The organism is Flavobacterium sp. RHBU_3 (genome assembly GCF_046613565.1).
In the GTDB taxonomy this organism is placed as follows: domain Bacteria; phylum Bacteroidota; class Bacteroidia; order Flavobacteriales; family Flavobacteriaceae; genus Flavobacterium.
Genome location: NZ_JBKJHC010000004.1, coordinates 259118 through 281399, shown reverse-complemented (window position 1 = coordinate 281399; position 22282 = coordinate 259118). Strand labels below are relative to the sequence as shown.

Sequence of the window (22282 nt, the reverse complement as noted above, 5' to 3'; positions counted from 1 at the left end):
ACTAATTTCGCAAATTTACACCAATACCGTTAGTGATAATTTGTAAAATTAATGGCTGAAAATAAATTATTGTGCTTCAGTTACGTTAAGCCCTTCGTTGTACTGCATTATGTATACACCATAGTTATAGTTGCCGCCATTTTCGGCAGTGTACACAAACTTGTTTTCCACCTGTTCCGATGCTTTCGCTGTCATTACCACTTTCAGCTCCTCCGGCTGGAAAAGACGGACTATAACATCAAAAGTTATATCAAAACCACGCACGGCATAAGGGGAAGGGTTTACACCATTCTTTTCGCGGTACAGGCGGGCAAAAAGTTGCTCCCGGTCGTTAGGTACATCTCGGGTTATAGACGGGTACAACAGCTTCAGCTTAGCCAGCTTATCCAGGGCTACCTCGTCATTGTCATACTTATCATTTTTATCAGGGACCGCAAGCTGAATGCTGTAATCCTTCTGCATTTCAGTCAGCATTTTTACAACACCTGTTATACTACCTAATGACTCTGTATCCAGTATCACAAAGTTTTGTTTGCCTTTTACTAACAATGCTTTTATACCATCGCCGGTTATGGCACCATCTAATATTTTAAAGTCGGGATAATTAGTTTGTATAAACGTACGCGAGCTCACTTTCTTAGCCGAAACCACAGCCACCACATTCCCACCTTTACTTTTCAGGTAATTATACAATGCAGAGCGCATGGTTTCGTCTGACGGAATTGAATAATACAAATTATCGTGTGCCGTACCGGTTTCCTTAGCCAGCGGCGAAATCACCACAGCATTAGGAAATAATGCAGCAGTACTCTCTACATTCCCCTGGAAAAACGGCCCTATAATAGCATTAGCATCGGCAACACTACCTTTAAGAGACACCACATCCGATGTTTTTGGGGTTTCCTTAGCGTCAAGTATAGCCACATTAAGCGGCAGCCCCAGTGTTTTAGCAGAATCTATAGCCATCATGGCACCTGCATAAAAATCAAGGGTTAGGTTCAGGAACTTATCCGTGCGTAGCAGTTTTGCCTTTACCGTATCGGTTTCCAGCCTGTACATATTAAACGGAAGCAGCAGCGCCAGTTTCTTAGGATCCTGCTGTTTCTTTAGGTTTTTACCCAAATCAGTTATAGACCTGTTTAAAGCGGCAACATTTTGTGCAGGCACTTTTATTACCATCCCCTCCTTAACACCGTCTTTTAGTGCCGGGTTTAATTTTATAAGTTCGTCATCGGTAAGTCCGGTATCTTTAGTTAGGCTATATAACGTTTCTTTAGCCTGCACCGTATAATCTTTATACCTATTATCAGCCACAGGTTTTACAGCATCGGCAACGGCAGGCTTTTTTGCCTCGGCGATAACCGAGTTTTTAGCCAACTTCAGTCTGTAGCCCAGCGGCAGGGTATCTTTTACTTCAGGGTTTAGCTCTTCTATAAGCTGTACCGTCATTCCGTATTTTTTTGCAATACTATACTTGGTATCACCATCGGCAACGGTGTGGTACATATAGGCAGTTTCCTGTTTTTTGGCAATTTGTTTTTCGGCTACCTTAGCCTGGGCTGCTACCCCACTACCCTTTACCGGGACAACAAGTTTTTCGCCCTGCTTAAGCCCTCCCGCTACACGGGTACTGTTAGCCTTTTCAAGCTCAGCCACGCTCACGCCATATTTTTTGGCTACACTGTACATGGTTTCACCCTGCGCTACGGTATGCACAGCATTAGTAACCTTAGTAGGAGATTCTTTTACCTGAGTCCCTGCCGGAAGTGTCTTGGCGGGCGCATTAGGTATCAGCAGATAGGTATCTAACTTAACACCGTTTTTTGCATCGGGGTTAAGACGGAAAATATCGTTAGTGGTAACATTATATTTCTGCGCAATATTTGTAACCGTTTCCCCTTTCGCTACCTTGTGTTTTTTGTAATCCTGCCCAAAGGCTGACGAACAAAATACCGAAAATGAAAAGGCAAACGCTAAAATGTACTTCATTATCTCTTGTTTTTTATGGTTGACATAAGACGAAACAAAGGTACATTATGTAACGGCAGGTTTACGAATTTTATTTTCTAATTTTAAGTTAAAGCAGCATTAGTCTGTAGAAGTAGCCACTGCCTGAGCTGGTTTGGGCTTTTTCTTTTCTTCGGTGTGTACTATTTTATAATTAGGAAGTTTTAGTATTGTATTTTCATGGATACCGTTCACCGCAGCAGGATTTAGCTCATAAATATCATGAGGGGTAATGTGATATTTTTTAGCTATCATTATTATAGTTTCACCCATAGACACCCTGTAAGAAATAATACTGTCTGTAACGGGTTGTTGTTGTTTTTCTGCCTCCTGTGCAAATACTACTGTAGCAAGCGGCAACAGCAATAGTGTTAAAACTGTCCTCTTCATATTCTCCTGCATTCTTGTTTAAAAACAGGAAATTACAAAATAAAACAACTGATAATCAAATATTTAACACTATAATTTTCTTACAGACAATAGTTACAAAACCTTACATATTTTGGGTGTAATAGTTATAATCCTTTAACACAGTATCTACAAAAGCCGTAGAACTGGTACCCACAGCCTTAATACCGGTTACGGCTTCTATTTTATCCTGAAGCTTTTGCATCATGGCAAAATCGGCCTGGCGGTAGCTGGCTTCATAGGTATCTTTTATAATACGCACGTCGTTATCACTAAGCTTTATTACCAGCGGATATACCGGCACATAACTGTCGCTTAATTCCCTTAGAATTGTATGGCTGATATTCACATTATTTTTAAGCGAAATAACCGCAGTGCCCGCAGCAAGGTCGCCCAGGCGGCGGTCTTCTTTATTTATAATCATGGTTATAAGACCTATAATCCCCATAGGCGGCGACACCTCTACCGTACGGAAAATCCAGCGGATAAGATAATCTGAAAAACCGGCCTGGTAGCCGTCTATCTTTATCACTTTAATTTTAAGTATCCTTTTACCCGGACTTTGCCCCTCCATAAAGGTTTCAAACAGCAACGAATATAAAAAAGGCGGCAACCCTATAATAGTGTACACAGCCCACTGCACCCATTGGTCAGTAGAATCCAGTAATCCGCCAAGCGCCGAACTATTTATAATCAGCACTATAATTACAATATAATAAGCCCAAATAATACCTATATCTATAATAGACGCCAGCACCCTTTCGCCAGGACCAGCGGTATTAAAATTTATATTAACATTTTGTGTAGTGGTTATGGAAAGTTGTGCCATATTTTTTCTATTTTTAGCGCTACTATGAGAGAAGTTGCGTTTATAAAACAAAATAAAGAAAAATGGCTCGATTTTGAGCAGGCTATTTCGGGGAAAATTAAAAAAAATCCAGACGACCTTGCCAGCCTGTACATACACCTGGTAAACGACCTGGCGTATGCACAAACCTATTACCCAAAAAGCAAGTCGGTTATTTACCTTAACAACCTTGCGGCACTTACCTACCAAAAGATATACAAAACCAAGCGCGAAGACCGTAACCGGCTGGTGGAGTTCTTTAAAACAGATGTGCCCCTTATAGTATATCAAAACCGCCGCTACGTACTGTATGCCTTTCTATTATTCTTCATATTTGTGTTTATAGGCGTATTTTCTGCCTCGCATGACAGCACTTTTGTACGCCTTATACTGGGCGACCACTATGTAAACATGACACTGGAGAACATAGAAAAAGGTAATCCGGTAGCGGTGTACAAACAAGGAGCCGACTGGGCCGGTGCCGTGGGCATTACCGTAAACAACCTTAAGGTGGGTATTTTAGAGTTTGTAGCCGGTATATTTGCCGGTTTCGGCACAGCATATATATTAATGCAAAACAGTATAATGCTGGGGTCTTTCCAGTATTTCTTCTATGAGCACAACGTGTTTTGGGCCAGCGTACGCGGTATATGGATACACGGAGCCATGGAAATCTTCGGTATGGTTATAGAAGCCGCCGCCGGACTTGTATTTGGGGCTGCCATATTGTTCCCTAAAACTTTTTCGCGCATAGAATCGCTTAAAATAGGTTTTCGCAACGCCTTAAAAATATGGTTCAGCACCATACCGTTTACCATTGCAGCAGGTATACTCGAAGGTTTTGTAACGCGTTATTCGCCCGATATGCCCATTGCCCTTAATATTTTTATAATTTTGTTTACGCTTTCAGTAATTTCATGGTACTATCTTATTTACCCGGCTGTGGTAAACCACAAAATGAAAAAAGCAATACAAGCCATTTAATACACTAACTAACCAAGTGACCCGTTTTTTACTCTACATAGCATTGCTTGGCATACCGGCAGGCAGTTTTGCACAAAATAACAGTGGCGATGTAACCATTACCTCTGAAGATACTGCTGCATCTACCGTAATTGACAACTTTGTGGAAAACGATTACGACGAAGATTACATTCAGGAAGCACCAAAACAAGCCGCAGAACCTTTACCGCCACCGGTATATACCCAACGAAAATTTAAAGATAAGTTTCAGGACAAATACAATGACGATGACGATTTTGACTACAGCGAGAAGCCTGAAGACGAAAGCCTGCTAAAACGTATTTTAAGGGCTATAGCACGCTTTTTTGACAACCTGTTTGGCGGTAGTAAATCAGGCGGAGGCGACGGATTATTTCTGCTATGGTTCTTCAGGATCCTGGCAGTGGGGCTGGTATTAACAGCCGTATACTTTATAGTACGTGCCATACTGAAAAAAGAAGGCGTTTGGATATTTGGGCGTTCTTCTAAAAAAATCAGTCCGCTGAGCGAGGAAGAAGGCCAAAACATCCATGAAATGGATTTTAATGTACTTACCGCTACTGCCGTAGACCAAAACGACTACAGGCTTGCGGTGCGCTATTATTATCTTTGGTTGTTAAAAAGGCTTTCGGCACGTGGTATTATAGACTGGAACTGGGACAAAACCAATACTGATTACTATTACGAAATTAAAGACAATAACCTTAGAGATGACTTTAAGTACCTGTCATACGTATATGACTATTGCTGGTATGGCGAATTTGAAATAGACAGTGAGGCTTTTTCTAAAGCAGAAAAGGCATTTAAGAAAACCCTAAACTCCCTGTAATATGAAGAAGACGCTAATCATCATAATCCCCATATTTGTTGTCATTATACTGTTAATGATTGCAGCAGGTGCTGCAGCTCCTAAAAAACTGGACTGGTCGCCCACGTACAAAACATACGATAAAATACCCCTGGGGCTGTACGTATTTAATGAGGAAAGTAAAAGCCTGTTCAGCAATCACGAGATTACTAAGTTCAGCTCCTCTGCTTACGAATATCTTGATGCCGACTATAACTATGAAAAAAACCAGTACAACAAAACCGGTTCTTACTTAAAAATAGACTACACCAATACCATAGATGCGGAGTCGGCAAACGAGCTGCTTAACTATGCAAATCATGGTAATACGGTAATGCTGTCCATGACTAATTTTCCGGACATCATAACCGATACGCTGCACCTGCAAACCAATTATTTTGAAAAACAGGACACCGTACAGCTATACGTACAAAATAAAAAAATAAGCAAGTATGAATACTCCCTTGCTACCAGCGGAGTGTATTTTGACAGCATACACCCTGTAAAGGACAGCATAACCATACTGGGGTACCAAAAGACCAAAGACACCCTGGTGCCTAATTTTATTGAGGCAAAATTTGGGCAGGGACGCATACTGCTGCATACAGAGCCTGCCGCGTTTTCTAACTACTATATGCTTAAAGACAACAACTATAAGTATGTACAGGACGTAGCCTCTAAAATACCTGTGGGCCAACTGATATGGCAAACCGGCAACGGAGCCGGCGATGATGATCGTGGCGTTTTAAGCTACTTCCTCAGCAAGCCTGCATTCAGGGCATTTTTCTGGTTAGCGCTAATAGCCCTGTTTATATTTATATTCTTTAATGCAAGGCGCAGGCAGCGCGTAGTGCCCATACTGCCACCGGTACCTAATACTACTATTGATTTTACAAAAACCATAGGTAACCTATACTTCCAGGAAAAAAACCACCATACCATTATTGCAAAAAAAATTATTTACTTCCTGGAGCATGTACGTACAGAGTATCTTATAGATACCTATGAGCTGAACGAAGTTTTTATAGAACGCATGCACCAAAAAACCGGGAAACCGGTAGAAGACATAGAGCGCGCGGTATTGCTCATAAAAAAACACCGCAACAACTTTACAAGCACCGAAGCTGACGTAATAGCTATAAATAACGCCATTGAAAAATTAAGGTTATGACAGAATTTGACAACATCAACCACGAAGAAAACCAAACACAACCACAACAACCGCCACAACCGGAAAGTATAACGCCTCCTGCACCGCAGAGCGAATCGATAAGTTTTTATAACAGGATAGACCTAAATGCCCTGCGCAGTGGTATAGACGCCATAAAGCACGAAATAAGTTCGGTTATTGTGGGCCAGCACAAGGTGGTAGACCAGATACTGGTAGCCATACTAAGTAACGGACACGTGCTTATAGAAGGTGTACCGGGTGTAGCCAAAACTATAACAGCTAAGTTGCTTAGTAAAGCACTATCGCTGGACTTTAGCCGTATACAGTTTACGCCCGACCTAATGCCGAGCGACATATTGGGTACATCGGTATTCGATTTATCGAAGTCGGAATTCAACTTTAAGAAAGGCCCTGTATTTTCTAACTTCGTTCTAATAGACGAAATAAACCGTGCTCCTGCCAAAACTCAGGCTGCATTGTTTGAGGTTATGGAAGAACGCCAGATTACCGTAGAGGGCGAAACATATGCCATGCAGCCGCCATTCCTGGTTATAGCCACACAAAACCCTGTGGAGCAGGAAGGTACTTACCGCCTGCCGGAAGCACAGCTGGACAGGTTCCTGTTTAAAGTAAGCATAGGTTACCCTAACCTTAGCGAAGAAATAGTGATACTACAGCGCGAAAACGCACTTAAAGGCAAAGACAAGCTGCAAGACGTGCGTAAGGTGCTTACCCAGCAGGATATACTAAACTATCAGGAAGTGGTAAAACAAATAACTGTAGAGCCACAGCTTTTAGAATACATAGCTAAAATAGTAGCCAATACCCGCGAAAATGCATTCCTGTACCTGGGTGCATCGCCAAGGGCATCTATAGCCATATTAAACGCTTCTAAAGGCTATGCCGCACTTAGGGGTCGTGATTTTGTAACACCTGAAGACGTAAAAGACGCAGCCATACCGGTACTAAGGCACCGTGTAGTAGTAGCTCCTGAACGTGAAATGGAAGGGCTTACCGGCGAACAGATTATTAAACAGATTGTAGACACCGTAGAAATACCGCGCTAATGAAGCAGCTTATAAAGTGGCTTAAGAGCATATACATTAACAACTTTGCCTTTTACCTGTTTATGGGTATACTGGTACTGTTTCTTGTATCCCAATTTTTCCCGTCGCTTTTAAACGTTGCCTGGCTTCTCACCTACATTTTCTTAGGGTTTGTGCTGCTTGATTTCCTGCTTATTTTTGTAAGCAATCACTCTTTTGAGGCCAGCCGCGTTACCCCCGAAAAATTCAGCAACGGCGACGATAACCCCGTAACCGTAAACATACAAAACGGTTACAGTTTCCCGGTAAGGGTAAAGGTGATAGACGAATTGCCGTTCCAGTTTCAGGAACGCAACTTTCAGCTGCACCGTACCGTTCAGGCCGGGCATAGTACGGCGTTTGGGTTTTACCTCCGCCCTACCCAGCGTGGCGAGTACCACTTTGGTAAACTGAACATTTACGTATCAAGCCCGTTACGACTGGTAGCCCGTAGGTTTATTTTTGGCGAAGGCGCTATGGTGCCCACCTACCCCAGCTACCTGCAACTGCGTAAGTACAGCCTTATGGCGTTTAGCAACAACCTGTTTGAATACGGGATAAAAAAAATACGCAGGCTGGGCCATACCATGGAGTTTGAGCAGATAAAGGAATATGTATCGGGAGACGACATACGTACCATAAACTGGAAAGCCACCGCTAAGAAAAACCAGCTGATGGTAAACCAGTACCAGGACGAACGCTCGCAAAGCGTATACATGGCCATAGACAAAGGCAGGGTAATGAAAATGCCTTTTAACGGGCTTAGCCTGCTGGACTATGCCATAAACAGCACACTGGTACTAAGCAACGTTATAACCCGTAAGCAAGACAAAGCCGGTATGCTTACCTTTAGTAAACGGGTAGAAAACTTTGTACCGGCCGGCCGACGTACCGGCCAGATGCAAAAGATACAGGAAAGCCTGTACAACGTAAACACTAACTTTTTTGAAAGTGATTTCGGGAGGTTGTACGCCGAGATAAAAAAGAACATTACCCAGCGCAGCCTTATTGTTTTATACACTAACTTTGAAACACTCGATGGCCTTAAAAGGCAACTACCTTACCTTAAAGGTATAGCGCAGAACCACCTGCTTGTAGTAGTGTTTTTTGAGAACGTGGAACTTGAAAAGCTTATTCATAAAAACGCAGACAACATCAGGGAGATTTATGACAAGGTTATTGCCGAAAAATTTGCCTTTGAAAAACGCCTTATTGTAAACGAGCTGCGTAAGTACGGTATCTATTCTGTGCTTACCAAACCGGAAAACCTTACCATAGACAGCATTAACAAATACCTTGAAATAAAAGCACGGGGTATACTATAAAAACAGGCCATGAAAAAATTAGGAACCGCTGCCATAGACCGTATTAATATACTGCTGATGCTGGTAGCACTGGTTCCAGCTTTTTTATGGCCGTTCCAAACGTTTTTGTTTGTGTATGCCTTTTTAGGACCGCTGCATTACCTTACCGAGATTAACTGGCTGCACAAAAAAGGGTATTTACCACTGCTAAATACGACTATCTGTATATTATAGGCGGCTGTATACTCATAACAGTTTTGCTGTTGTTTCAGCTTCCTTTTAGGGAATATATACCCATTATTACCTGTAGCATCTTTGCCTCAGCACTGGGGTTTGTACTGTTTAAGGATCCTAAACGCAAGGGCGTATTTACATTAGGAGCTACAGCCGTGGGTGTATTGCTATTTATGCTGTTCCCTGATTATTTCCGTGTTGTGTTTTCTATACTTATGCCTACCCTTGTACACGTGTTTATATTTACCGGTTTGTTTATACTGGTAGGTGCACTAAAATCGGGCAGCAAAACCGGAATGGCATCGCTTATAGTATTTACTAGCTGTGCACTTGTGGCGCTTTTGGCAGGCAAACAGTTTAATATAGAAACCGTAACCCGAAAAATACACTACAGCTATTCGGGCTTTCTAAGGATGAATGAAGTATTACTTTCGCTGTACAATGCATTCGACCCAACTATAGTTACCTCTTCACAATCGCCCGAAGGTTACCACCCGGCAGAGTTGCCCATATTTTTTTCGGATGCCGGCATACGCGCTATGCGCTTTATAGCCTTTGCGTATACATACCACTACCTTAACTGGTTTAGCAAAACATCGGTAATACAATGGCACAATACCAAGACTATAAACCTTGTAGCCATAATGATTATTTGGGTAGCATCGGTAGTACTATATATCATTGACTATAATATCGGGCTTAAATGGCTATTTGCCCTTAGCCTTGGCCACGTACTGCTGGAATTCCCACTAAACCACCGCAGTTTTATAGAGGTAAAACAACGGTTGTTTGCTAAATTTTCGGGTTAGAGCACAACTACTTCCAATGTTGCAACACTTATAAAAAGTATTTAAAAATTTCAGGTACCTTTGCGTTTAGTAAAATAAGCACATGAAACAGATTACCAGCGCGCAAAACCCCTATATAAAACAGCTTGTACAACTACAGGAAAAAGCCAAGGCCCGCAGGCAAAGCGGCACTTTTATTATAGAAGGCCAGCGCGAACTGGAACTGGCACGCAAAGGCGGTTACGAACTGGAAACCGTACTATTTGTACCTGAAATGCTTAGCGAAACAGAAGTTAGCGCCATAGCCGGAACTAATCCTGATTATATACAGATAAGCCGTGAGGTTTACCAAAAACTGGCCTACCGCGATACTACCGAAGGGGTAATTGCCGTAGCCAAAACAAAAAGCCTGGTTCTTGCTGACCTTCAGCTGAAGGAAAACCCGCTGGTGCTCGTTTGCGAAGCTACCGAAAAGCCTGGCAACCTGGGTGCTATGCTGCGCACTGCCGATGCAGCCAGGCTTGATGCGGTGATTATAGCCAACCCTAAAACCGACCTGTATAACCCTAATATTGTTCGCAGCAGTGTAGGCTGCCTGTTTACTAACCAGATAGCCACCGGTACTACCGACGAGGTTATAGCATTCCTTAAGCAGAAAAACATTAGTATTTACAGTGCCACATTACAGGATTCGGCATTGTACCACCAGCAGGATTATACTACCGGAAGCGCCCTTGTTGTAGGCACCGAAGCTACAGGGCTTACCCAGGCCTGGCGCGACGAATCTACCCGAAATATAATTATACCCATGCAAGGCGAAATTGACTCCATGAATGTATCAGTTGCCGCCGCAATCCTTATATTTGAAGCCAAACGTCAACGTGATTTTAAACTTTAGGCAATGAAGCTGAAAATACTGCTAATACTATTACTACCTATTTTTGCGGGGGCACAAAACAACGAGCTGTTTTCATGGCAAACCGGAAAGGTGAGCAATAAAATACCCATGCACCTTACATTGGCAGAATTTGAAAAAGTATACAAAAAAGCCGATAGCATTACCACTGCCCTACCCGAACAGTTGTGCAACAATGAAACCGATAAAAACGGACAAATGCTGTACTACAAAGGTGCTCGCTACCTGCTGGTAAACGGTACGCTGAGTTTTAGGGAGCTTGATTTTTCGCCACGGAAAAATATGTACTTTCAGCAGAAAGACGATTGGTTTGATCATACTACAACACTAAAAAGTTTTGGTAAAACCTACCCCGATGCCGCCGCTCTTGTAGATACGGAAGATGACGGCACCGATGAACCCTGGGAAATAATTAGCCTGCTTCCTGAGGAAAAAGACATAAACTGCCTGTGGATGTTTTACTTTAAAAAAGGGAAACTCCGTAAAATAAAATGTGAATTTAGCTGTAAGTAATGCCCGGTGCCAAAACCTACCATAACCCCATAAACGGTGAATATACCACCATACTGCAAAGCGCAACCGATACGGGCGGCGCACTTACCCACTTTGAGGTAAGCTTAACTCCCGGTGGCGGCAACCCGCTGCACTATCACAAGGGTTTTACCGAAGAGTTTATAGCCGTTAAAGGCAAACTGGGCCTGCAACTTGGTAAAAAGAAACAGTACCTCAGTCCGGGAGAAACGGCACTTGTAAAACCAAACGAACACCACCGCTTTTTTAACGATACCGCCGAAACCATAGTCTTCAGGGTAAAGCTTACGCCGGCACAACCTGATTTCGAGAATTTTTTAATGGCCATGTTCGGGCTGGTAAACGACAGGCGCACCGTAACCAAAAACCAGGTGCCTAAAAACATTTGGCACATAGCCGTAATGTACCACTGGGGCGATACCCACTTTAGCCACCCTGCGGCAAAGTTTATAGCACCACTGTTTGGCTTGTTTTATAAACGCGCGGTAAAGAAAGGCGTTGAGCAGCATTTACTTGAAAAATACTGCCGTTAGGTAATCACAAATTAAATTGATAAATTTGCATTTTTCAATAGTATATGAAGGCAAAGGATATAGAACGGATTTCGAAAGCGCTGGGCGACCCACATCGTCTGCGCATTATGCAGGAGGTAAAAAAGAATGGCTGGATGCCGTGTGCACACCTGTGCGACATGATAGAGTTGGCACAGCCGTCGGTATCGCATCATATTAAACAACTTACCGATGCCGGTTTGTTAATCGCTGAAAAAGAAGGACGAAACATTCGCTACACCATTGACACTGATGTTTTTGGAGGCTACATCAACTTCCTAAATTCATTGGTAGAAAAATAATATATAGAAAAATTTAAATGTATTAATTTATTTAGTAATATTGCATCGGTAAAGCCAACATACATGGGCAGTTTTTTCTGCTCTTTTTTTGGTTTAAAAACATTGAAATATTTAAATAAATTAATTTAAAGTCATGAGTTTAAAATTAGAAGGTAAAGTAGCCATAGTAACAGGTGCCAGCAAAGGTATAGGTGCCGGAATAGCCAAAAGCCTGGCAGCAGCCGGTGCAGCAGTAACCGTAAACTATGCCGGAGATAAAGCCGGTGCAGACAAAGCCGTAGCGCAAATAGCAGCCGATGGTGGCCGTGCCATAGCCGTACAAGGCAGTGTAAGCAATGATGCCGATGTACAAAAACTGTTTGATGAAACCGTAAAAGCCTTTGGCCGTGTGGATATACTGGTAAACAACGCCGGTATCTACGCATGGAGCACCCTTGATGAAATTACACGCGAAGACTACGACCGCCAGTTTACAACAAACGTTTATGGCCCTATCCTGGTATCTCAGCATGCGTTAAAGCATTTCCCTGAAACCGGAGGTAGCATTATTAACATCAGTTCGGTTGTAGGAACAAACCCTCCCGCTGGTTCTACGATATATTCGGCTACAAAGGGCGCGCTTGATACCGTTTCAAAAGCGTTAGCAAAAGAACTTGCTCCAAAAAATATCCGTGTAAATGTTATTGCACCCGGACTTACGGAAACAGAGGGCACACAATCTTCAGGTTTTTCGGGCAGTGATTTCGAAAAAAGTATTGTTGCCATAACACCGCTGGGTCGTGTGGGCCAGCCCGACGATATAGCCCGCGCCGTTACTTTTTTGGCAAGTGACGACGCTGCCTGGGTTACCGGCGAGGTAATCAGGGTAGCTGGCGGACTAATATAATTGTTTGTTTTTAGTTTTCTCTCAGTGTCTGCAAGCCCTGCCATTTTTGGCAGGGCTTTTTGTTTAGTGTCGTCACCCCTGCTCCTAAACAAGGAATAACCATATAACCTTTAAATAAACGAATACACAAATCACCTTGCTTTTAATGTAGGAAATCCGTATATTTAAGGCAGATGACGAGAATTATGACTGAGATTGATATAGAACAGGAAAACAAGGCAATAGCAAAAGAATACAAAGAACTTTTGCGCATTAGTTATCAAACGCTTACCGAAGAAGACAAGAAACTTATCCGTAAAGCATTTGACGTAGCTGTAGATGCGCACAAGGATCAACGCCGCAAATCGGGGGAGGCATACATTTTCCACCCTATTGCCGTGGCAAAGATTGTTGCATCTGAAATTGGCCTTGGAGCCACATCCATTGCTGCAGCACTGATGCACGATGTTGTAGAAGATACTGATGTAACGGTAGAGGACATTAAGAACATGTTCAACCCGAAAATTGCAAAAATTGTAGAAGGACTTACCAAAATAGCCCAGGTAAAGACCGACCAGGAAATGTCGCTGCAGGCAGAAAACTTCCGTAAGATGCTGCTTACCCTTAACGACGACGTAAGGGTAATACTGATAAAGCTTGCCGACCGTCTGCACAATATGCAAACCATGGACAGCATGGCCGACTACAAGCAGGCAAAAATAGCCAGTGAAACGCTGTACATATACGCTCCGCTGGCGCACCGCCTGGGATTGTATAATATAAAAACGCAACTGGAAGACCTGGGCCTTAAGTACACCGAACCTGCTGTTTACAATGATATTGTAAGCAAAATGAAGGAGAGCAAGGAAGAACAGGATGCTTACATAAAATCGATAAGCGATGTGCTTAAAAAATCGCTGGATGCAGAAGCCATAGAGTACACCATAAAAGGCAGGCCGAAATCAGTATATTCCATCCGCCGTAAGATGCTTGCCCAGGGGGTAACATTTGACGAGGTGTACGATAAGTTTGCCCTGCGCATCATTTACAAATCTAACCAGCACGACGAGAAATTCCTTGCCTGGAAAATATATTCTATAGTAACCGACCATTACCGCCCAAGCCCCAGCAGGCTGCGCGACTGGATTTCATCGCCTAAAAGTACCGGTTATGAAGCCCTGCATATTACCGTTATGGGGCCAAAAGGCCGCTGGGTAGAAATACAGGTTCGCAGCGAGCGTATGGACGAAGTAGCCGAAAAAGGGTACGCAGCCCACTACAAATACAAGCAAGGCGCCACCACCGAAGAACACGGATTGGAAACCTGGCTGAACCTGCTGAAGGAAGCCCTAGAAAACACATCGGGGAATGCTGTGGATTTTGTAGAGGATTTTAAACTAAACCTTTACGCCAAAGAAATATACGTGTTTACGCCTAAGGGAGAAATTAAGTCGCTGCCTAAGGGTGCCACTTCGCTGGATTTTGCGTTTAGTATACACTCTGAAGTGGGTATACGTACCCGTGGTACACGTGTAAACGGTAAACTGGTGCCGCTAAACCACGTGCTGAACAGCGGCGACCAGGTAGAAGTAATTACCTCCCAAAACCAGAAACCCAACTCGCACTGGCTGGACTACGTAACCACAGCTCGTGCCAAGAACAAAATTAAAAACGTATTAAACGAAGACACCAAAAAAATAGCCGAAGACGGTAAAGAACTCCTTACCCGTAAAATGAGGCACCTGAAAATTACGCTTAATGAAGCTACGGTAAACGAACTGGTAAGCTACTTTAAGCTAAAAACCAGTCTGGATTTGTTTTACCGCGTGGGTATAGGCAGTATAGACAACCAGCAGCTTAAGGACTATGCAGCCCTGAAGAGCAATACGTTTATGAACTTCTTTAAGGGCAAAATACGCAAGTCGCCAACGGTAGCCCCTGAGCAAATACAGCGTGAGGAACTCAGCAAAAACTATGACCTGCTGGTATTTGGTAAAAACGATGATAAACTGGATTATAAGCTGGCCAACTGCTGTAATCCTATCCCCGGCGATGATGTTTTTGGGTTTGTAACCATTAACGAAGGGATTAAGGTACACAAACGCGATTGCCCTAACGCCATAAGGCTACAAAGCAACTATGCGTACCGTATTATCCCGGCTAAGTGGATAGACAGCAGCCAGGAAGAATTTAAGGCTACCCTAAAAATTACGGGAATGGACAGCCTGGGCCTTACCAATGAGCTTACTAAGGTGATTAGTAACAACATGCACGTAAACATACAAAGCATATCACTTAGTGGAAACGCGGGTGTGTTTAACGGGCAGGTTACGGTTGTGGTGCAAAACAATACCATCCTTAAAAAGCTGATAGACAACATTAAGAAGATAGACGGCATAGATAAGGTGACGCGGATTTATAATAATTAGCAATCTTACGAAGCATAAAATCCGGAACTAATATAGTTCCGGATTTTTTTATGATTTATAAGAGATTTATCGTCAGGATATAATTACTTTGTGAACTCTCTAGCTTTCCGAAGGAAAGCCTTTGTGAACTCTCAAACATAATTCATTTTACCTTGTAAACCTTGTGAAAAAACTTTGTGACCGTTGTGGTGAAAAAATTAATTTTTGCATTACACACCCCTACCCCCTCTCAAGAGGGGAATAGCTTCACTCAAACCTAAAACACTGAAAGTAAACAACAAACCAATCTTCAGTCAATTAAACGACTGCCTGAACTCCTGTGGGGAAAGGTTTGTTTTAGCTTTAAACAGCTTACTGAACGACTGCGGATGTTCAAAACCAAGGCGATAGGCTATTTCGCTAACGCTTAGGGTAGTTGCCGAGAGTTCCTGTTTGGCTTTTTCAATCAGTTTTTCATGAATATGCTGCTGGGTACTTAGCCCTGTAACCGATTTTAGTACGCCGCTGAGATAATTGGGCGACACATGAAGTGCATCGGCTATGTATTGCACCGTAGGCAAGCCTTTATCAGCGAGATTATCGGCATTGAAATAATTTTCCAAGACCGATTCAAGCCCATCCAGCAACTGATGGTTGTTTACCTTACGGGTAATGAACTGCCGCTGGTAAAAACGCTCGCCATACGCCAAAAGCAGTTCTATCTGCGCTATGACAATGTTTTGCGTAAAGGTATCTATATTGGCACGGCACTCATTTTTAATGTTGTCAATGATGCCGCTTAGTACCTGCTCCTCGTTTTCAGACAGCCATAGTGCTTCCTTTACCGCATACCCGAAATAATCGTATTGTTTAATGCTTTTGGCAAGCGGCGTATTCCACAAAAAATCAGGGTGAATGAGCAGCATCCAGCCTTTGTGGTGCACGGGGGGTGCATCAGGATTGTACTCCACGCCAAATACCTGGTTTGGCGCCATAAAAAACATTACGCCATCATCAAAATCATACTGTTGCTGCCCGTACTTCATTTTCATACCCGGATTTCGCTTTACCGAAATACTGTAAAAATCGAGTATCCAGCTCTTAAGATTGTTTTCTGGGGCGTGTTTTATTTCGTCATAATTCACCACACTTACCAGCGGGTGGTTTGGCCCCGGCAAGCCCCTGAGCTTATGAAAATCGCTAATAGTTTTTATGCGCAACGGTGTTTCCATACGTACAAGGTAAGGCTATTATTGGTGATATACAAACGCAAAGTCTTTGGCAAAATCGGCCAACTTAACCTTCCCCAAAATGGGCTTATTAGCATTGTAATCGTTGTACAATCCTTCCCTGCGCCCTGCATTCATATCGGCAAACCCTTTAGCTGCCTGTGCGGTAAGACCTGCTTTTATCAAATTTTCTTCAAAAGCTGCATCAGGTATTTCCACCCATTTAATATCCGGCACCCCTATGGCATCACCCAGTATTTTAGCCACTTCTTTACCGGTAAGTTCCTCACTGGCTATATAACGCACAGTACGTCCATCAAACGGTAGTTCCATTTCCTCGGCAATGGTAGCAGCGATATCTAACGGAGAAACCCAAGGCTCTTTTATATCGCCACTGTAATTCTGGTAAATACTGCCGGAAGCCTTAATGGTAGGGATAAACGCAAACGTATTGTAATAAAATCCTACCGGGCGCATAAACTTAATGGCCACACTTTCGGGAAGCTCGTTCAGTAAGTTTTCTATATGATGGTGGGCTGCCAGCATACCGTTGCCCGTATCGGTATGCCCGCCAATACTACTCAGGTGGATGATTTGCCTTACACCTGACTGGGCAACCGCCTTCTTAAAGCTGCGTCCGATATTCACCCAAGCCTCAAGAATGTCGATACCTGGATTGGTAAAATTTAATGGTGGTTCCATAAGATATACTATGTCGGCACCCATAAAAGTTTGAGCTAAAAATTCGGTGTCTTCAACAGCGCCAACAGCAGGCGTAGCACCTACGGCTTCAATCTCCCCTGCCCTTTCGGCCTTGCTACTGATAACGGTTACGGCGTGCCCTTTTTCAATTAACTCCTGTACGAGCGGTTTGCTGATGCGGCCCAATGAGCCTGTAATAACTATGTTCATTTTTTTAGTGATTTTGTGTACTGCAAAGTTCGGCAGGAACCAAAACCTGCACGTAGCCAAATCTACGGTTGTTGTAGCCATTTTTTTTAGATTCTGGTTTTAGCCACGAATTACACTAATTCTCACAAATATTTAAGGGGTTTAGATAGCTGTCATTCAACATAAACAAAGAATTAGTATAATTTGTGTAATTCGTGGCTTACTAAGCATTACTACAATGGCACAAAACATTTTCAGGTACCAAAAAATTAGATTATCTTTGCATGTATTTTGCGTAAATAAATATGGAAAACAATAAAAACCAGGAGATTGTAAAAAATGTCTTCACAAAATTCCTTGAAGACAAAGGCCACAGGAAAACACCTGAACGCTACGCTATACTCCAGGAAATATATAACAGCGGGGAGCATTTTGATATAGAGTCGCTTTACATCAAAATGAAGAACAAAAACTACCGCGTAAGCCGCGCCACGCTGTACAATACCATAGAACTGCTGCTGGAATGCGGCCTGGTAAGGCGCCACCAGTTTGGCCAAAACCAAAGTCACTACGAGAAATCGTACTTTGACAAGCAGCACGACCACATTATTATGACCGATACGGGTGAAGTAATAGAGTTTTGCGACCCAAGGATACAAAGCATAAAAAAAACAATAGAAGAAATATTCGGCATAGAGATACACAACCATTCGTTGTACCTTTACGGCCACAAGAAACAGCCCGCACCGGAAAACCCGTAAGCGGCTGCACAACAGCAAACGCAAGCCAACCCTGCATAAGGATTGGTTTTTGTTTTTTAAACGAAAGACACAATTAGGATATACTAACGAAATAAACAACAAACTAAGAATAGGAATGACCGTAGATTTATTGCTCGGATTACAGTGGGGCGACGAAGGCAAAGGAAAAATTGTTGACGTACTAACCTCAGGATATGACATAATAGCCCGTTTTCAGGGAGGGCCAAATGCAGGCCATACATTAGAGTTTGACGGTATTAAACACGTACTAAGAACCATACCTTCAGGTATTTTCCACCAAAACTCAGTAAACATTATCGGCAACGGTGTGGTTATGGACCCTGTGGTGTTCCAGAAAGAGCTTGAAGGCCTTGAAAAATTCAACATTGACATTAAATCACGCCTGCTTATTTCGCGCAAGGCACACCTTATATTGCCTACGCACCGCCTGCTGGATGCAGCAAGCGAAGCCAGCAAAGGTAAAGCAAAAATAGGCTCTACCCTTAAAGGTATTGGCCCTACATATATGGACAAAACCGGCCGTAACGGTATCCGTGTGGGCGATATAGAACTTGATGATTTTAAAGAGCGTTACCGCCACCTTGCTGAAAAGCACGAGGCCATGATAGCATTCTACAATGTAGAGCTGGAGTATGACCTTGCTGAGCTTGAAGCAGAATTCTTTGCAGCGGTAGAGGTGCTTAAAACCCTTACGTTTATAGACAGCGAAGAATACCTGAACAGCGCCATGAAAGCCGGGAAATCTATCCTTGCTGAGGGTGCACAGGGTTCACTACTGGATATCGACTTTGGTACCTACCCGTTTGTAACGTCATCTAACACTACTGCTGCCGGTGCCTGTACAGGCCTTGGTATAGCACCAAATAAAGTAAAAGAGGTATTCGGTATATTTAAGGCGTACACTACCCGTGTAGGTAGCGGCCCGTTCCCTACTGAATTGTTTGACGAAGACGGTGCTACTATGGCACGCGTGGGTAACGAGTTTGGATCGGTTACAGGCCGTGCAAGGCGTTGTGGCTGGCTGGATCTTGTAGCGCTTAAATATGCGGTACAGGTTAACGGTGTTACTGAACTTTATATGATGAAAGGTGACGTACTTAGCGGTTTTGAAACGCTTAAAGTATGTACTGCTTACAAATACAAAGGTGAGGTTACCAAGCATTTCCCGTACAACATAGAGCCTGAAAACGTAGAGCCTGTGTATGTAGAGAAAAAAGGCTGGGCTGCCGACCTAACCGGCATGAGTACTTATGAAGAGCTTCCTGCTGAGTTTAAAGAGTACATTGCCTTTATAGAAGCAGAACTTGAAGTGCCTATTAAAGTAGTTTCTGTAGGCCCTGACAGGACACAGACCATACGTAAATAATATATTTTACATAAAAGCAAAACCCGGGAAATGATTCCCGGGTTTTATATTTTTATACACCCACCAAATGTTTAGTTAGCAAATTCGGCTTTGTGTTCAATACGGTGTTGTTGTTTCTCCTTTAAGAGCTGTTTTAGCGGCTCCAGTTGTTTGGTATCAAGGTTTGCTTTTTGCAGCACCTCGGCTATGGTCATTACATTGCTTGGCGTCATGTCGTTGCCGGTTACCCTTACCACCCCGAAACCTGTTTCAGGGCTTTGAGCATACAGCACAAACTCCTCTATGTGCTCTCCCTCACCTTTTGTGTTTATAGAAGCACCAAAACCATCGTGGTTAATCTTAATCAGCTCATCATAATGATCTGTTTTAAGAATACCTTTCACTTTGGTGGTTTCAGTATTAAATTCGCCTGCATTTTTCTGTTTAGGATTAAACACAAGCACATTAATGCTTTTTACCGAATTGATTGCCTTCTTCTGGTCTTCAGAAATATTCAGGCTATCAGTTTTTATAAAGCTTGGAGACAGGTCTACAGCAATAAAATCAGGCGACTCGCTTTTTTCTACAAAATACTTTTGTACGGTAGGCTCGCCACTACACGAGGTAAGCAATGCCAGCGCTGCGGCAGCTGCCAACACAAAAAACCGAATCATGATTTTTGTTTTTTAGCAGCCTTGTTCAGCTCAGCACCACCCGGCAGGTTCATTTTATCCGTTAGTACCGATATATCATCCAAGTCAAAAGTACCCGTAAGCGACATCAGCACCGTTTCGTCTTTACCGCCGCCGTCTATAAACATAAGCAGTTCTTTTACCTGCTGGCCTGCATTTTGCTTTACGTATATTTTTATAGACCTTCCGCCTTCGTTTATACGCATTAGCTCATCAAGCGCAGTAGATTTAAGATAGCTGTCTACTGTTGCCTTCATATCAGCTGCATATTTAGGAGAGCTTGTGGTAAAAACCTTAAGGTTATCCAGTTTTTTAACCAGGTTAAGGTACCGCTGCGCATCCTTATCTTTCGGATCCATTTTTACTCCGGACATGAGTTCGAACATCTTCTTATTCACGATAACCGAAGTAACACCGGCCTTGTCTTCAAACTTTGAGAACAGGGAGTTTTGTGCCATCATAACAGAAGGCAAAAAGGCCAGCAACAGGGCAATAAACAGTTTTTTCATTGTTGTGTATCTAAATAAATTATGCTTTAAAAACCTTACTGAATATCTTTCAGCTTTTTAAGGTCGATAGCACCGGTAAAGGTAATTACCACTACTTCTTCCTCACTTTCTACAAACAGCAGGGCTTCTTTTAGCTTAGCCTGCCCTTCCTGTACGTATACTTTTACCTTACTACCATCGCTGTTAACGCTTATTACCTGCTCCAGCACACTGTCTTTAAGGTATGAGGTAACTGCGTTTCGCAATGCTTTTTTATATTTTTTTTCTGATGTGGTAAATATCTTAAGATTATCCAGCTTATTTACTACATCCAGGTATTTTTGTGCTTTTTCATTACCGGCCTCGGCGTTTCCTGCCAGTTCAAAAAATTTACTGTTAATACAAACCGAACCGATACCCTCTACGTTCTGGAACTTATCAAAAGCGCTGGTTTGAGAAAAACCAAGCAACGGCAGGGCTGCAAGTACTGATGTGATGATGAACTTTTTCATGATGATTGATGATGAATTATTGTTTATAAATGATTATTGTTTAAATACTGATTTACGTGTTTTTTCGTACTCACCTATATACTGCACACTTTCTACACCCTTATTTACATGTACAGAAAGCATACCAAGCGCCTTTTGCGTTTCGCGAAATGCCACCTCCGGGTCATTATAAGTACCCAAATCCTGTTGTATTGGTGCAGATTGATTTACTGCGCTATAAAAAGTAACCAATCCTGCTAACAACACTACGCTTGCCGCCACCGAAAACCACTTGTAATACACCGCCTTATTTTGTTTAAGTGGTAGTGTACGGGTAAAGGTTTCAGTAGATTGCTGCGCCCTGTAGTACCCAAACATGGGGCGGTAATGCTCTAACTGCGGCGCCACTCTATTAGAAGCGAAATATTCTTTAAGCTGCTGTTCCTCGGCAAGGGAAGTTTCGGCGTTAAAATATTTCTCTAAAAGGGTTTCAATTGTTCTTAATTCCATAGTTGTGTGTTTTTAGCAATTCCTCGCGCAGTGTTTTTCGTGCTCTTGAGAGCGCTACCCGCACCGCGGTTTCATTCATGTCCATTATTTTTGCTATATCTTCAAACTCATATTGCTCTATATCGCGCATTTGTACTATAAGGCGTTGCTGTTCGGGCAGCTGTTTCATTATCTTTTCTGCCCATTCCCAGCTGTCGCGGTCTTCAGCCTGCTGTTGCAGCCCCGCCTCACGGTCGGCGTACACATTGTGCACTACCCGCAATTCCGATGCCTGTTTACTTTTTAGGCGGTCCAGGCAATAGTTTTTAGCCATGGTCATGGCCAGTGCCTCTACACTGTTATAACTGTCCAGCCGGGCGCGGTTGTTCCATAATTTTACTAACACCTCCTGGGTAGCATCTTCTGCTTCCTCTACACTTACAAGCAGCCTGCGGGCAAGCCTAAAGACCTTGTCTTTAAACGGGGCAATGACCTTTATAAATGCTGCCTGGTCCATATATCGTGGCTGTTAAACTATCGGTTTATAAAAGGAAGACGAGTTGCTGTAAATTTTGTTACACAGAAATTTAAATTTATTTAAATTTACGT

The 22282-nt window shown here is 42.9% G+C and carries 25 protein-coding genes; 15 read left to right on the top strand and 10 right to left on the bottom strand.

Annotation, left to right across the window (positions count from 1 at the left end):
* Positions 1-66: 66 nt before the first annotated feature.
* The 3 genes from ACLI1A_RS07610 to ACLI1A_RS07600 all read right to left on the bottom strand — a co-directional run bounded on the left by ACLI1A_RS07610 (position 67) and on the right by ACLI1A_RS07600 (position 3244).
* Positions 67-1989, bottom strand: coding sequence for a LysM peptidoglycan-binding domain-containing protein (locus ACLI1A_RS07610; RefSeq protein WP_411407766.1), 1923 nt, complete (start codon positions 1987-1989; stop codon positions 67-69).
* Between the two features lie 99 nt (positions 1990-2088).
* Positions 2089-2397 carry a LysM peptidoglycan-binding domain-containing protein gene (locus ACLI1A_RS07605; RefSeq protein WP_411407764.1) on the bottom strand — a complete coding sequence of 103 codons (309 nt, stop codon included), beginning with the start codon at positions 2395-2397 and terminating at the stop codon, positions 2089-2091.
* Between the two features lie 103 nt (positions 2398-2500).
* Positions 2501-3244, bottom strand: coding sequence for an RDD family protein (locus ACLI1A_RS07600; protein WP_411407762.1), 744 nt, complete (start codon positions 3242-3244; stop codon positions 2501-2503).
* 24 nt (positions 3245-3268) lie between these two features.
* Here ACLI1A_RS07600 and ACLI1A_RS07595 point away from each other — a divergent pair, with 24 nt between their 5' ends.
* The 13 genes from ACLI1A_RS07595 to ACLI1A_RS07535 all read left to right on the top strand — a co-directional run bounded on the left by ACLI1A_RS07595 (position 3269) and on the right by ACLI1A_RS07535 (position 15287).
* Positions 3269-4246, top strand: a complete 978-nt coding sequence (locus ACLI1A_RS07595; RefSeq protein WP_411407760.1) for a stage II sporulation protein M — start codon at positions 3269-3271, stop codon at positions 4244-4246.
* Positions 4247-4262: 16 nt separating this feature from the next.
* Positions 4263-5093 (top strand): DUF4129 domain-containing protein, encoded by an 831-nt coding sequence (locus ACLI1A_RS07590; protein ID WP_411407758.1) that lies wholly within the window; start codon positions 4263-4265, stop codon positions 5091-5093.
* Position 5094: 1 nt separating this feature from the next.
* Positions 5095-6282: a DUF4350 domain-containing protein gene (locus tag ACLI1A_RS07585; protein ID WP_411407756.1), complete on the top strand. Its 1188-nt coding sequence runs from the start codon at positions 5095-5097 to the stop codon at positions 6280-6282.
* The gene (locus ACLI1A_RS07580; protein ID WP_411407754.1) at positions 6279-7349 is read left to right on the top strand and encodes an AAA family ATPase; all 1071 of its coding nucleotides are present in this window, start codon (positions 6279-6281) and stop codon (positions 7347-7349) included. Before ACLI1A_RS07585 ends, ACLI1A_RS07580 begins: the two co-directional genes overlap by 4 nt.
* A complete protein-coding gene (locus ACLI1A_RS07575) occupies positions 7349-8692 on the top strand; it encodes a DUF58 domain-containing protein (protein WP_411407752.1) in 1344 nt (447 codons plus the stop codon). The genes ACLI1A_RS07580 and ACLI1A_RS07575 overlap by 1 nt, the downstream gene beginning before the upstream one ends.
* Before the next feature lie 9 nt (positions 8693-8701).
* Entirely contained in the window at positions 8702-8905 is a 204-nt protein-coding gene (locus ACLI1A_RS07570) for a hypothetical protein (RefSeq protein ID WP_411407750.1), read from the top strand.
* Positions 8906-8934: 29 nt separating this feature from the next.
* A complete protein-coding gene (locus ACLI1A_RS07565) occupies positions 8935-9714 on the top strand; it encodes a hypothetical protein (RefSeq protein ID WP_411407748.1) in 780 nt (259 codons plus the stop codon).
* Positions 9715-9796: 82 nt separating this feature from the next.
* Complete coding sequence (locus ACLI1A_RS07560) at positions 9797-10591, top strand: TrmH family RNA methyltransferase (RefSeq protein ID WP_411407746.1); 795 nt, start codon at positions 9797-9799, stop codon at positions 10589-10591.
* Between the two features lie 3 nt (positions 10592-10594).
* Positions 10595-11122 (top strand): hypothetical protein, encoded by a 528-nt coding sequence (locus ACLI1A_RS07555; protein WP_411407744.1) that lies wholly within the window; start codon positions 10595-10597, stop codon positions 11120-11122.
* Complete coding sequence (locus ACLI1A_RS07550; RefSeq protein WP_411407742.1) at positions 11122-11673, top strand: cupin domain-containing protein; 552 nt, start codon at positions 11122-11124, stop codon at positions 11671-11673. The genes ACLI1A_RS07555 and ACLI1A_RS07550 overlap by 1 nt, the downstream gene beginning before the upstream one ends.
* A 44-nt stretch (positions 11674-11717) precedes the next feature.
* Positions 11718-11993, top strand: coding sequence for an ArsR/SmtB family transcription factor (locus tag ACLI1A_RS07545; RefSeq protein ID WP_411407740.1), 276 nt, complete (start codon positions 11718-11720; stop codon positions 11991-11993).
* Between the two features lie 133 nt (positions 11994-12126).
* Positions 12127-12879, top strand: a complete 753-nt coding sequence (locus tag ACLI1A_RS07540) for an SDR family NAD(P)-dependent oxidoreductase (RefSeq protein WP_411407738.1) — start codon at positions 12127-12129, stop codon at positions 12877-12879.
* Positions 12880-13064: 185 nt separating this feature from the next.
* Positions 13065-15287: a RelA/SpoT family protein gene (locus tag ACLI1A_RS07535; protein ID WP_411408034.1), complete on the top strand. Its 2223-nt coding sequence runs from the start codon at positions 13065-13067 to the stop codon at positions 15285-15287.
* 293 nt (positions 15288-15580) lie between these two features.
* On the opposite strand, the gene ACLI1A_RS07530 is transcribed toward ACLI1A_RS07535, so the two are convergent.
* Positions 15581-16498, bottom strand: coding sequence for a helix-turn-helix domain-containing protein (locus ACLI1A_RS07530; RefSeq protein ID WP_411407736.1), 918 nt, complete (start codon positions 16496-16498; stop codon positions 15581-15583).
* Positions 16499-16516: 18 nt separating this feature from the next.
* Positions 16517-17488 (bottom strand): NmrA family NAD(P)-binding protein, encoded by a 972-nt coding sequence (locus tag ACLI1A_RS07525; protein ID WP_411407734.1) that lies wholly within the window; start codon positions 17486-17488, stop codon positions 16517-16519.
* 203 nt (positions 17489-17691) lie between these two features.
* Between ACLI1A_RS07525 and ACLI1A_RS07520 the strand changes: the two genes are divergently transcribed.
* Together ACLI1A_RS07520 and ACLI1A_RS07515 are read left to right on the top strand one after the other, a co-directional pair.
* Positions 17692-18147 (top strand): Fur family transcriptional regulator, encoded by a 456-nt coding sequence (locus ACLI1A_RS07520; RefSeq protein WP_411407732.1) that lies wholly within the window; start codon positions 17692-17694, stop codon positions 18145-18147.
* Positions 18148-18262: 115 nt separating this feature from the next.
* Positions 18263-19534: an adenylosuccinate synthase gene (locus ACLI1A_RS07515; RefSeq protein ID WP_411407730.1), complete on the top strand. Its 1272-nt coding sequence runs from the start codon at positions 18263-18265 to the stop codon at positions 19532-19534.
* A 71-nt stretch (positions 19535-19605) separates the two neighbouring features.
* Here the strand turns inward: ACLI1A_RS07515 and ACLI1A_RS07510 are convergent, their stop codons facing one another.
* Genes ACLI1A_RS07510 through ACLI1A_RS07490 form a run of 5 tightly spaced genes read right to left on the bottom strand, consistent with a single transcriptional unit; the run spans position 19606 to position 22190 of the window.
* Positions 19606-20187: a DUF4252 domain-containing protein gene (locus ACLI1A_RS07510; RefSeq protein WP_411407728.1), complete on the bottom strand. Its 582-nt coding sequence runs from the start codon at positions 20185-20187 to the stop codon at positions 19606-19608.
* On the bottom strand, positions 20184-20714 hold the full coding sequence (locus ACLI1A_RS07505; RefSeq protein WP_411407726.1) for a DUF4252 domain-containing protein: 531 nt from the start codon (positions 20712-20714) through the stop codon (positions 20184-20186). The genes ACLI1A_RS07510 and ACLI1A_RS07505 overlap by 4 nt, the downstream gene beginning before the upstream one ends.
* Before the next feature lie 35 nt (positions 20715-20749).
* A complete protein-coding gene (locus tag ACLI1A_RS07500) occupies positions 20750-21205 on the bottom strand; it encodes a DUF4252 domain-containing protein (RefSeq protein WP_411407724.1) in 456 nt (151 codons plus the stop codon).
* Between the two features lie 33 nt (positions 21206-21238).
* A complete protein-coding gene (locus tag ACLI1A_RS07495) occupies positions 21239-21694 on the bottom strand; it encodes a hypothetical protein (RefSeq protein ID WP_411407722.1) in 456 nt (151 codons plus the stop codon).
* On the bottom strand, positions 21675-22190 hold the full coding sequence (locus ACLI1A_RS07490) for an RNA polymerase sigma factor (RefSeq protein ID WP_411407720.1): 516 nt from the start codon (positions 22188-22190) through the stop codon (positions 21675-21677). The genes ACLI1A_RS07495 and ACLI1A_RS07490 overlap by 20 nt, the downstream gene beginning before the upstream one ends.
* Positions 22191-22282 lie beyond the last annotated feature (92 nt).

What these genes read in the sequence shown, in the direction of transcription:
- ACLI1A_RS07550 (WP_411407742.1), top strand. Translation starts at nt 11,122, where the DNA reads ATGCCCGGTGCCAAAACCTACCATAACCCCATAAACGGTGAATATACC.
- ACLI1A_RS07505 (WP_411407726.1), bottom strand. Translation starts at nt 20,714, where the DNA reads ATGAAAAAACTGTTTATTGCCCTGTTGCTGGCCTTTTTGCCTTCTGTT.
- ACLI1A_RS07580 (WP_411407754.1), top strand. Translation starts at nt 6,279, where the DNA reads ATGACAGAATTTGACAACATCAACCACGAAGAAAACCAAACACAACCA.
- ACLI1A_RS07570 (WP_411407750.1), top strand. Translation starts at nt 8,702, where the DNA reads ATGAAAAAATTAGGAACCGCTGCCATAGACCGTATTAATATACTGCTG.
- ACLI1A_RS07555 (WP_411407744.1), top strand. Translation starts at nt 10,595, where the DNA reads ATGAAGCTGAAAATACTGCTAATACTATTACTACCTATTTTTGCGGGG.
- ACLI1A_RS07595 (WP_411407760.1), top strand. Translation starts at nt 3,269, where the DNA reads ATGAGAGAAGTTGCGTTTATAAAACAAAATAAAGAAAAATGGCTCGAT.
- ACLI1A_RS07585 (WP_411407756.1), top strand. Translation starts at nt 5,095, where the DNA reads ATGAAGAAGACGCTAATCATCATAATCCCCATATTTGTTGTCATTATA.
- ACLI1A_RS07510 (WP_411407728.1), bottom strand. Translation starts at nt 20,187, where the DNA reads ATGATTCGGTTTTTTGTGTTGGCAGCTGCCGCAGCGCTGGCATTGCTT.
- ACLI1A_RS07560 (WP_411407746.1), top strand. Translation starts at nt 9,797, where the DNA reads ATGAAACAGATTACCAGCGCGCAAAACCCCTATATAAAACAGCTTGTA.
- ACLI1A_RS07535 (WP_411408034.1), top strand. Translation starts at nt 13,065, where the DNA reads ATGACTGAGATTGATATAGAACAGGAAAACAAGGCAATAGCAAAAGAA.
- ACLI1A_RS07495 (WP_411407722.1), bottom strand. Translation starts at nt 21,694, where the DNA reads ATGGAATTAAGAACAATTGAAACCCTTTTAGAGAAATATTTTAACGCC.
- ACLI1A_RS07525 (WP_411407734.1), bottom strand. Translation starts at nt 17,488, where the DNA reads ATGGCTACAACAACCGTAGATTTGGCTACGTGCAGGTTTTGGTTCCTG.
- ACLI1A_RS07515 (WP_411407730.1), top strand. Translation starts at nt 18,263, where the DNA reads ATGACCGTAGATTTATTGCTCGGATTACAGTGGGGCGACGAAGGCAAA.
- ACLI1A_RS07605 (WP_411407764.1), bottom strand. Translation starts at nt 2,397, where the DNA reads ATGAAGAGGACAGTTTTAACACTATTGCTGTTGCCGCTTGCTACAGTA.
- ACLI1A_RS07575 (WP_411407752.1), top strand. Translation starts at nt 7,349, where the DNA reads ATGAAGCAGCTTATAAAGTGGCTTAAGAGCATATACATTAACAACTTT.
- ACLI1A_RS07545 (WP_411407740.1), top strand. Translation starts at nt 11,718, where the DNA reads ATGAAGGCAAAGGATATAGAACGGATTTCGAAAGCGCTGGGCGACCCA.
- ACLI1A_RS07600 (WP_411407762.1), bottom strand. Translation starts at nt 3,244, where the DNA reads ATGGCACAACTTTCCATAACCACTACACAAAATGTTAATATAAATTTT.
- ACLI1A_RS07490 (WP_411407720.1), bottom strand. Translation starts at nt 22,190, where the DNA reads ATGGACCAGGCAGCATTTATAAAGGTCATTGCCCCGTTTAAAGACAAG.
- ACLI1A_RS07500 (WP_411407724.1), bottom strand. Translation starts at nt 21,205, where the DNA reads ATGAAAAAGTTCATCATCACATCAGTACTTGCAGCCCTGCCGTTGCTT.
- ACLI1A_RS07610 (WP_411407766.1), bottom strand. Translation starts at nt 1,989, where the DNA reads ATGAAGTACATTTTAGCGTTTGCCTTTTCATTTTCGGTATTTTGTTCG.
- ACLI1A_RS07530 (WP_411407736.1), bottom strand. Translation starts at nt 16,498, where the DNA reads ATGGAAACACCGTTGCGCATAAAAACTATTAGCGATTTTCATAAGCTC.
- ACLI1A_RS07520 (WP_411407732.1), top strand. Translation starts at nt 17,692, where the DNA reads ATGGAAAACAATAAAAACCAGGAGATTGTAAAAAATGTCTTCACAAAA.
- ACLI1A_RS07540 (WP_411407738.1), top strand. Translation starts at nt 12,127, where the DNA reads ATGAGTTTAAAATTAGAAGGTAAAGTAGCCATAGTAACAGGTGCCAGC.